Here is a 9,448-nt window from a genome sequence, read left to right as displayed (position 1 = left end):
TGTTTTAAGGCTTGCTGTAGTTTTTCTATTTGTTCTTGATTGAGATGATTTTTAGCTGGCATTTTTGTACTGCTTGACTAAGTTAAGTTTCTATTATACACTATTTAAGTGTGCAACAGCTTAAAGAGCATAGCAAGCCATGTCAAATGTACGTACAAGAGTCGAATTTGAGCACTTTTTGCCAATTTACGGTTTTTGCAAGACTGCGATAGGAATTGTTGGAAGCTGGAGTTAGCGATCGCACACTGAGCAGCCAAGGCAAGGAAGTTTGATGGGGCAGTTTGGACTTTTATAGAACTGTGCGATCGCTCGCATGAGTTGATAGGTCAGCCCGGAGCGAGTCAGTTAATGTAGTTGGTGCTCTTAGGTAGCAAGCTAAAATCAAACCCGTGCCATTAGAAAACAGCAACAAGCTGTTAATGTATCGTAACGTGAGTTCGATGGAGTGCGATCGCGACGGACAAGCAACTTTTGGACTGGCATCGCGACGGACAAGCGACTTTTGGGCTGGCGATCGCCAGTCCAAAAGTTACATTCACGTCACAGATAAAACTATGATCAGGCTTGCGTCCGCGTGCGAAAGTAGAGATCTAACCAGCAAATATTAGACAATTAGGGAGGCTTTTATGGAGCGCAGAGCATCACACTTAGAGCCGTATTGGTCAAAAGCCATACCTAATTTGGTTAGTTATAATCGTTTTGTAGAATTAATGTCTTACGTTTTATTAGCACTATGCTGTTACTTTGAATATTGTTGTAAAGGAGAAATGACAGGAACAAGTTTTATTGATTCTACCAAAGTCAGCGCTAAGGTACGCGGAATAGGCGACGGCGGCAGCTTCAAGTTGGGGTTCGTCTGGGGGTAGGTGGATGTTTGCGATCGCTGCCCGTGATTCCTTCAAAAAATATTAATTTATGTAACAAAAATTGAAAGATCACAAAAAAGCGACTGATAATGTATTGATGAGACCGATAACATTGTGAGCCTCTGGAGTAACTGTGATACTCGAAGAAAGTAAATATCTGAAGGCTAGTGGGTTGAAGCAGAAACCTAAATAGCGCTATTTAGTAATGCGCCCCTACAGTCTTTCTCAGATTAGCGGTGAGATTGTCAATCAACAAAACAAAAGTAGCAACTAACTTGTGATTATTTTTTTGCCACTCTATTTTATTTGGGTCAACTAGATCGACGCTTTCTTTGTTACCATTTCAACAAATTAACTCTCATGAATATCCTCAACAACTTCGTCAAAACTTACACTGATAAGACCTATAAATATACTGCACAAATCAACCATAAAGGAACAATTATTGCCTTTGCGATGGACGAATCAAGGCGGATTTACTACTCAGTTTTAGCCCTAGAAGACACGAAAACCCAACAAAAAAGCCCCCTAGATGTTAATTACTGGTTAGATAACCCTAAAGAAATTAGTTTTCCCAACGAAATTGTGCAAGTGGGCTATGCAATCTTGCCCAATGTTAGAATGCCAATTGTGAAAAAAGGCACGAGACAAGAAGCTAAACTTGGAACATTACGCTCTGAAGAAATAGACCCCTTTTTATCAACTACTGCCCGCTTTACCTCTCAAGCTTCTTTTCAAGTTTTATCAGACGGTAAATTCATCTATTTATTCCGTCAAGCCATTGATAAAAATCACAGTGATATGCTTTATAAACAAGACAAAGCGGGAAACTTTGTTTTAGATAAAGCACAGCAAAAAGTCCCCTTAGTCAATGAAACTCTGCTTGTAGACCGCTACGTTTTAGCCGGGACAGAATTAAAACTTAAAATGGAAGTGCGGTATCAACGCAGTCGCCACAAATACAATCCCCAAACGAATAAAGACGGTTTAGGGGCAAAAGATTTAGAGAAAAAGCCCTTTTTTGAGCCCACTCAAGAATTAGATTTTATTCGTAACTTAAAAGACGGGCGCTTTAATGTCTTATTGCTGCCCACCCAAATCGCCGAACTAGAGCGGTGGCAAATTTTCACTCATAATAGTAAGACCGGACTCATTGATTCCTTTAATTTGGAACGTTCCAATGATGGCTTGTTTAATACCAAAGGAACACAACTTTATACCAGTCCAGATCCGCAGTATCAAAACTCCGTATTAGAACGTCAACCGGGGACAGATTCGTTTACTGGAGAGCCATTAATACCAATTATTAGTAAGTCAGGCTATGCCGAATCTGCTCTCAATTTTGATGGGGTAAATGATTATGTAGAACTACCTTCCACGCCCGAAAATCTCTTTCAATCTTTCACTATTGAAAGTTGGGTTTACTATCATGGGTTGGGAAATTATACTAGAATATTTGACTTTGGAAATGGCATTGGCTCAGACAATATTCTTTTAACAAATGTGGGGACTACTAATAATCTAGGATTGTATATTTGTCAGGGAGATAATTCACAGTCAATCGAGATTCCTAATGCCATAGAAATTGGCGAGTGGCTGCATATTACTGTCACGATGGATGATACAGGCAAGACCACCCTATATAAAAATGGTCTGTTAATTGGACAGAAAAAACTTCATCTCCCCCGAACATTAATTCGGAATCGGAACTATTTAGGAAAGAGTAATTGGCCCAACGATGCTTTCTTCGATGGTAAAATGGATGAAGTCAGGATTTGGACTCGTTGCCGCAGCCAAACCGAAATTCAGGCGGATATGAACCAGCGTTTAGTTGGGGATGAACCAGGATTATGGGCCTATTGGCGTTTTGATGAAGGATTTGGCGATCGCCTCTATGACCAAACTGAAAACGCCATTCACGGTAGCATCAAAGGTGCAACTTGGGTTAAATCCGATGCCCCCATTGGCGATTGTCCCGGACTCCAACGTACCAGCTTTAGCTTACAATCCGGTTCAGAGCAACGGAATATTACTTCGGGTTTATCCGCCCTGCTGTATCATCAACAGGAAAAAGTTTCCACAGGGTACGATCGCCAAGAAAAACCGGTCAAACGTAATGCCAGGGTGATGTTAACTCTTGGCACCAGCAGTCCAAGTTCAGCATCAACCGACACCCATTTTATTGCCGCCTTAGATTTCGCCGTTTCACGGGAAGGCAGAATTGCCCAAGTTCCCGATAATCTCACTCTGCCAAATCTCCAGGCAGGGAATGCAGCAAACCAAGATTTAGATGCCGTTAGCCGTTTACAGGAAGACATTGCCACTTTAAAGGCTAGTATTAATCAGTTGGAAATTGAGATTGCTGCCTTGAAAACAGCCACTCAAAGAATTATTATCTTGGAGGCACAAAAGGCAAGGTTAGAAGCAGAAGTTAAGTCATTAACGGACGACTTAAATAATAAGAAACAGGATATGTTTAATTATTTTTGTCGGATTCAGGTGAACGGCAATGGCAACTACTGGACAGCAGACGGCAATGGAAGTTTATCGCACCAGCCGAGAAATGATAATAATGATGGTCAATATTGGACTTTTTTGGGTGGCTATCAGGGTTCTACAAGACTTTGCCCATCTAACCATTTAACCACAAAGGCACCGAGTTTCTGGAGTAGCGATCGCTCACGCGGCTTAATTTATGATGGTTCTTTTAAGGTAGATGATTGGTGGGAAAGGGTAGCGGGAATGTTGTCTCTTACTAAGAGTAGCGGCAATAACTATAATTTCTCGATTCAGGCTAACCTGAGCGCTCCTATGCAAACAGGAGTTTTCACTTTTACTAAAACTGAGCGAGCAACCTCCAAGATTACAGATGTCGAAAATAACTTACGGAACAAACAAACTGAATTAACCAACACGATTAATGAGTTAAATAAACTCTACACCGATCGCGACAAACTCAAGGAAAAAGAAAGTCAGTTAGCCCTGCAAAAAATTCAACTGGAAAATAAAGAAACCGAGTTAGAATTATTGCGCTCTGGCATTCAAGGGGAAATTGCCCTGCCCATGTCCTTGCTGCATACAGACCCTTGCGGCCTGACTGTAGCTGGGGGCTTACTCAACTTTGCTTATACCAAAGATACTCCCTTACTGGTCAATAGTGCGACCGGGAAAGTAGCCTTGTATTTCCGAGGATTGGACGATCAATTTTTTGTTACCTATTATGATACCAATACCACCAAAGCACGGTATTTATTAGACGTAGAAATCGGTAAACTGAGTGCAACAGCTCGCTCGGCAGAACCTGAGTGCGATCGCGCCACCTTCACCATTACCGACAGTGCCACCCCCGAAACCTGCACCCTCAAGATTACCAACCAAGCCACCGGACTCGAAGAAACTTGGCGCAATCTACCGCGAGAAGTCCAACAATTTAGCAGCGTCCTCAATGGGGGAGCAAGTCAGCCCATCTTTATTGGCAAACTGGGAGAACCTGCCATTGGTAAACCCATCAACAGTTTGATGTTGAGCCAAAAAGCCAAACAAACGCTCCCCCAAGGTTCTATTCTCTCCATAGGAAATCGGAAAGTCGTTGTCAGTGAAGACACGAGTGCCACAGAAGATAGCATTCCCATCACCCCTGCCAACCTCAGCGTCCCCGCAGACACTGCCATCTATCTCATCCCCTACGACTACGACGCATGGACGACAAACAACCGTACTAGCAACTCCCTCAGTACCGGTTCCCTGCAATTCTTCTTCCAACCCGGCAGTAGTAGCGGAAATGTGGTCAATAGCACCGTCACCGACAGCGAAACCACCCGTTCCTGTCAATGGGTGGCAGAATCACCCGGTCGCGCCTTGTCCTTTGATGGCAAAGATGACTATGTGGGACTTGGAGAGCTAGCTAAACTCCCTCAATTCGATGCCAAAGGGGATTTAACCCTAGAAACGTGGGTTCGTCCCGCACAATTAGCAGAAAGCTGTCGCGTAATTCATCACAATTCTGCTCAGTCCCAATATACATTAGGGATTCAATCCAAGAGTAGCAATTGCATCTCAGCCCTCCAATTTGATGGCGTAGATGACTATATCGAACTTCCGCCCGCCAGCATCCCTATAGGGAACGAAATTACCATTAGTTTTTGGGCATTAGGCGGCTCAAAACTGCCCAATCAAAACTCTGTACTTGAAGCCTTAGATGCTAACAACGTAAGAGTGCTCAATATTCACTTTCCTTGGGACAATAGCAACATCTATTTTGACTGTGGCGGCAGTGGCGGTATTTATGACCGGATTGAAAAAGCTGCCCAAGCCTCTGAGTTCAAAGGGGTTTGGTCTCATTGGGCATTCACCAAAAATGCTGCTACCGGAGAGATGAAAATTTATCTCAATGGGAAGTTATGGCACAGTGGAACAGGTAAAACCATAACCCTAACGAAAGCAACACGATTCCGCTTAGGGTCTTTTGCTCAGGGCGGTTATTATTATAACGGGAGTTTAGATGAAGTTCAGATTTGGAATAAAGCGCTTTCTGAAGCAGAGATTCAAAGCGGCATGAATCGCCGACTCGTAGGCAATGAAGCAGGTTTAATGGGCTATTGGCAATTTACAGGAGGAATCGCTAAAGACTACTCTCCCAATGGTTATAATGGCACCATTTTTGGGCAACCAGCTCTCGTTGCTTCCGTGATTCAAGAAAGCCAAATTTATAGCTTTGCAGGCGTTGGCAACCTGTTCCAAAAATCCAAAGAAGCTGCTCCTATGGCGCAATGGCATCATTTGTCCGCCGTATATAACCAATCTTACGCCTTGCAATTTAAGGGCAAGGGCTTCTTAGAATGCGACCACAATCCCACCTTAGATTTAGACCGAGATTTAACGCTAGAAACCTTCTTACGGGTTGACACATTGAGTCAACGTCAAGGCATCTTGACAAAAGGCAAATTGGGAGATGGCACGGATCGAAATGTGCCTTATTCCCTTTATATTGACACCGATGGCAAAATTGCCTTTGCCTTTGAAGACAAACAGGGAAAAAGCTACATCTATAAATCCAGTGAAGCGTTACAAGTGGGACAGTTCTATAAAATCGCTGTCACCCGCCAACATCAAACGGAAGTCAAAAATCAAGGAACTGCCGATCTCCCTAATGTAATCGTCAATCAATGGGCAGATATTCGCTTTTATATCAATCAAAAAGTGGCAGGGTATGAAATTTATAAAGGGGCAGACTTAGACCGCAATTCCCAAAAATTGGAAATCGGGAAAACCTATCAAGGTTCACAACCCAATTACTTACAAGGGGTGATTAGTGAGATTCGCCTCTGGAATACTGTAGTAGCTCTAGCCAATTTAGGAACCAAGATTAATGGTCAAGAAAAAGGGCTAGTGGCTTGGTGGCGTTTAGAAGAAAATGAAGGCAACATTGCCTCCGACTCGAAAGCCGAAAACCATGCGGTGATTATTGCCGCCCAATGGGTTAAAAATCCCGACCCTCAAGGCTCTAGTTTAACCCTTTATCAAAATGGGATTCCCGTGCCAATGGAAACCTTTACCCCTCAAGTCAGTTGGGGTGAAAAACAATTCACATTAGGGGGAATTGCTCAAAATACAGGCAGTCCTGTGCCCACCAATGGCTTACTGGTGTATCTCACTGGGGATAGTTATAAAGTAGGCGATCGCTGGGATGATTTATCTAGTCGTGGCAACCACGCTAGTAAAGCCTCTAACAGTGCCATGCCCAACGTTTTTGCCGTCAGCAACTATAACGGCAAAAACTTCAAAGTCATGCGCTTTGACAGCAGTTGTGGCATGACTTTCCCCGACACCCTGAACCTGCAAAAGCCTTTTACCGCCATTATTGTAGACCGCTACTATGGCAATACTAAAGGTCGTACTCTCACAAGCCGTGATAATAACTGGTTGGTTGGGAAACACGGCGGTAACAATGGCTGTTATCTGGAAGGTTGGGTCGGAAGTGCCTATACCGCAACTCTAAATACCTTTACCATTAGTACAGTCACCCTCGAAGGAACTAGCCCCAACTGGTATGTGGATGGAGTTTCTAAAGGGAACAGCGGGGGTAGCACGGCTCCTGGTAAGTTGGGCTTGTGTAAAGGTGGATTATCGGGTGAAGTGAGCGATGCTGATATTGCTGCCATTTTGATTTGGGATCGCGTCCTCTCAGAAGCGGAACGACAAAAGGTAGAAAAATGGCTAGGCGAACAGTATGGAATTCCCGTCAATCATGCGGTAAAAAGTAGCAGTTGTTTAGAACCATTTGCGGGAACGATGGAAGAAGTTCGCATCTGGAAAATTGCCCGCACCCAAGAACAAATTCAAGACAATTTGTTTAGCCGCATTAAAGGGGAAAAACAAGACTTGATTGCTAATTACACTTTCGATCTAGAAAGTCAGACCGACCTATTAGATCAATCCTTGATTGGGAATCATTTAACCCTGGGTTTGAACGATGCTAAACCAATGTCTGTTTTGTCTACAGCTCCGATTAGCGAAGATACAGCTATTATTCGTTCTGCCCTAGCCGGGGTGAAAACTCAGTTCCACGATACGATTCATTGCAGCCCAGGGGTGCAAGAATATTCAGACTTACAGTACGACATTGATGGCAATTTAATCGGCATTCAAAAACGCTGTTATAGCTATATCAAAAATGGTCAATGGCACTTGTTGACGGGCTATAAAGTGGGGAATTTGATTACTGAATGGATCGGACAAGTGCAAGCAGATCCCCAAATTATTGGCTACATTGAAGGCGCACCCCCTGTACCTAGTGAAAACCTTACGGGAGCAAGTGTGGATATGGACCCCTACGATGGCACGGCGATTCAATTAGTCGAGTCAGATAGCGTCCAGTATGTTTACTCGTCTTCTAAAGAAAGTGGTTTTGATATGTCCATTGAGATGCAAGCCTCTGTGGGTTTATCGGATGAAGTCAGTGTGGGTTTGGGTGTCGAGAAAAAGGTTCTGGAACTGGAGGGAGGCGCACGGTTAAAAACGGCTTTTAGTTCTTCTCAAGGCACGATCGCTGAAGCCAGTGTAAGTTATGGCTATAACACAACCAAAGTAAGCCGTTTGCAAACCTGGGGAGCTTGGGAGAAAATTGGCTCAGAAATTAACTCCTATGTGGGTCGTCGCTATATTCCTGCGAATGTGGGGTTAGCCTTAGTCCAGTCGGATACAATGGATGTGTTTGCCCTCCGGTTGGCCCATAATAATGCCTTGGTATCCTATCGGTTCTTACCCAATCCAGATATCCCCAAAGATTGGAATATTATTACCTTCCCGCTTAATCCTAATTATACAAAACAGGGAACTCTGGATGGGAAAGTTGGCTTGAAGGAAGATGGCAGCGTGCAAGTCGATCCGCACTATCCCAATGCGGCGAATTATGGACAATGGAGTTACTTTAAGCCTATTGAAGCCTATAGTCTCAAAAAACGTATTGAGCGACAACGGCAGGAGTTAGCGACCTATTACGATCAGTATTCGACTTTCCAGAATGTGAGCTATCAAGCAGAGGGTTCTTTGGAAGAACTGCGCGGGAAACAGATAGCGACTCGGAATTTGGTGAATACCTATGTTTGGACTGCGGATGGAGGCTTTTTCTCTGAGTCTGCGGACGTGATGGAAGCTACCACAGAAACGACAACGGGTTTCTATTCCTTCCAAGGTATGGCTGGCGGTGGATTAGATTTTTCGCTGAGCGTCGGTATGTTATCCGTTGGCTTTGAATTGGATGCCATGTTTGGCGGTCATTTGGCGACGACAAAAACGAAGGGACGGGATACAGAGAAGTCTTTTGCGTTGGAAGTGGAAGTGGATGTCGAGCGGGATATTCAACTTTATGCCAATACGGAAGCTCTGAAAGCGAAGTATTACGGACTGTACCATCCTGAAGAACTGGGAGTTTACGATTCCCAGGGAAATCCGATTAAACAACCGGGGAAAGTGGATGCGTACCGCTTTATGACCTTCTATTTTGAACCGACAACGGAAAACTTTGAGGACTTTTTTGGGAAAGTGGTAGACCCGATTTGGTTGGAACAAAGTAGCGATCCTAATGCGATCGCGCTGCGTCAAGCCAACCAAGGTGAGAAAAAGCCCTCCTGTTGGCGGGTGTTTCACCGTGTCACCTTTGTCAGTCGCATTTTACCGGAGATTGCGGCCCCAAATGCGCCTCCCCTTGAAAAGGCGATTCGGGCGGCTAATATTGAGAGTAATTGGGAGTTAATCAAGAAGCTTGAACCTTTTGTGCAGACTAAGACTCAGGACTTTGTGACTTTTGCGGATGCGGTGCGAAGTGCGATCGCGACCTATTTTCCTGAACTCCAAGGTCATGAAGAAGCTGTGGTTCAATACCTGGCGTTGTATTTTGGTCTAAACGCAGGGATTTAGCCCAGAAACTTGCTTTGTGGGCGCTCCCGATGATGTCACTTTAAGTAGGGCTTGCTGAAAAAGTTATAAAAAGCAGGGGGGTGAGAAATGAAGAAGAGGCCCATCTTCCTCACATAATAAGCCCTGCTTTACTTCGATTATTTAATTCATAGCTAAAGTTAATC

General features: G+C 44.0%; 2 protein-coding genes and 1 pseudogene. 2 read left to right on the top strand and 1 reads right to left on the bottom strand.

Annotated elements, in window-relative coordinates:
- Positions 1-289 precede the first annotated feature (289 nt).
- A complete protein-coding gene (locus tag PN499_RS15485; RefSeq protein WP_272032886.1) occupies positions 290-526 on the bottom strand; it encodes a hypothetical protein in 237 nt (78 codons plus the stop codon).
- A 130-nt stretch (positions 527-656) separates the two neighbouring features.
- Here PN499_RS15485 and PN499_RS29670 point away from each other — a divergent pair.
- Positions 657-863 (top strand): annotated as a pseudogene (locus tag PN499_RS29670) (IS982 family transposase); the annotation flags it as partial.
- A gap of 363 nt (positions 864-1,226) precedes the next feature.
- Positions 1,227-9,284: a LamG-like jellyroll fold domain-containing protein gene (locus PN499_RS15475; protein ID WP_272032885.1), complete on the top strand. Its 8,058-nt coding sequence runs from the start codon at positions 1,227-1,229 to the stop codon at positions 9,282-9,284.
- The last annotated feature ends 164 nt before the right edge of the window (positions 9,285-9,448 follow it).

The organism is Kamptonema animale CS-326 (assembly GCF_028330895.1).
In the GTDB taxonomy this organism is placed as follows: domain Bacteria; phylum Cyanobacteriota; class Cyanobacteriia; order Cyanobacteriales; family Microcoleaceae; genus Kamptonema; species Kamptonema formosum.
The sequence above is the reverse complement of the archived record's forward strand: the minus strand, read 5'-3'. Positions and strand labels throughout refer to the sequence as shown.

Bases quoted from the DNA above. Each gene is read 5' to 3' on its own strand.
- PN499_RS15475 (WP_272032885.1), top strand. From the start codon at position 1,227: ATGAATATCCTCAACAACTTCGTCAAAACTTACACTGATAAGACCTAT.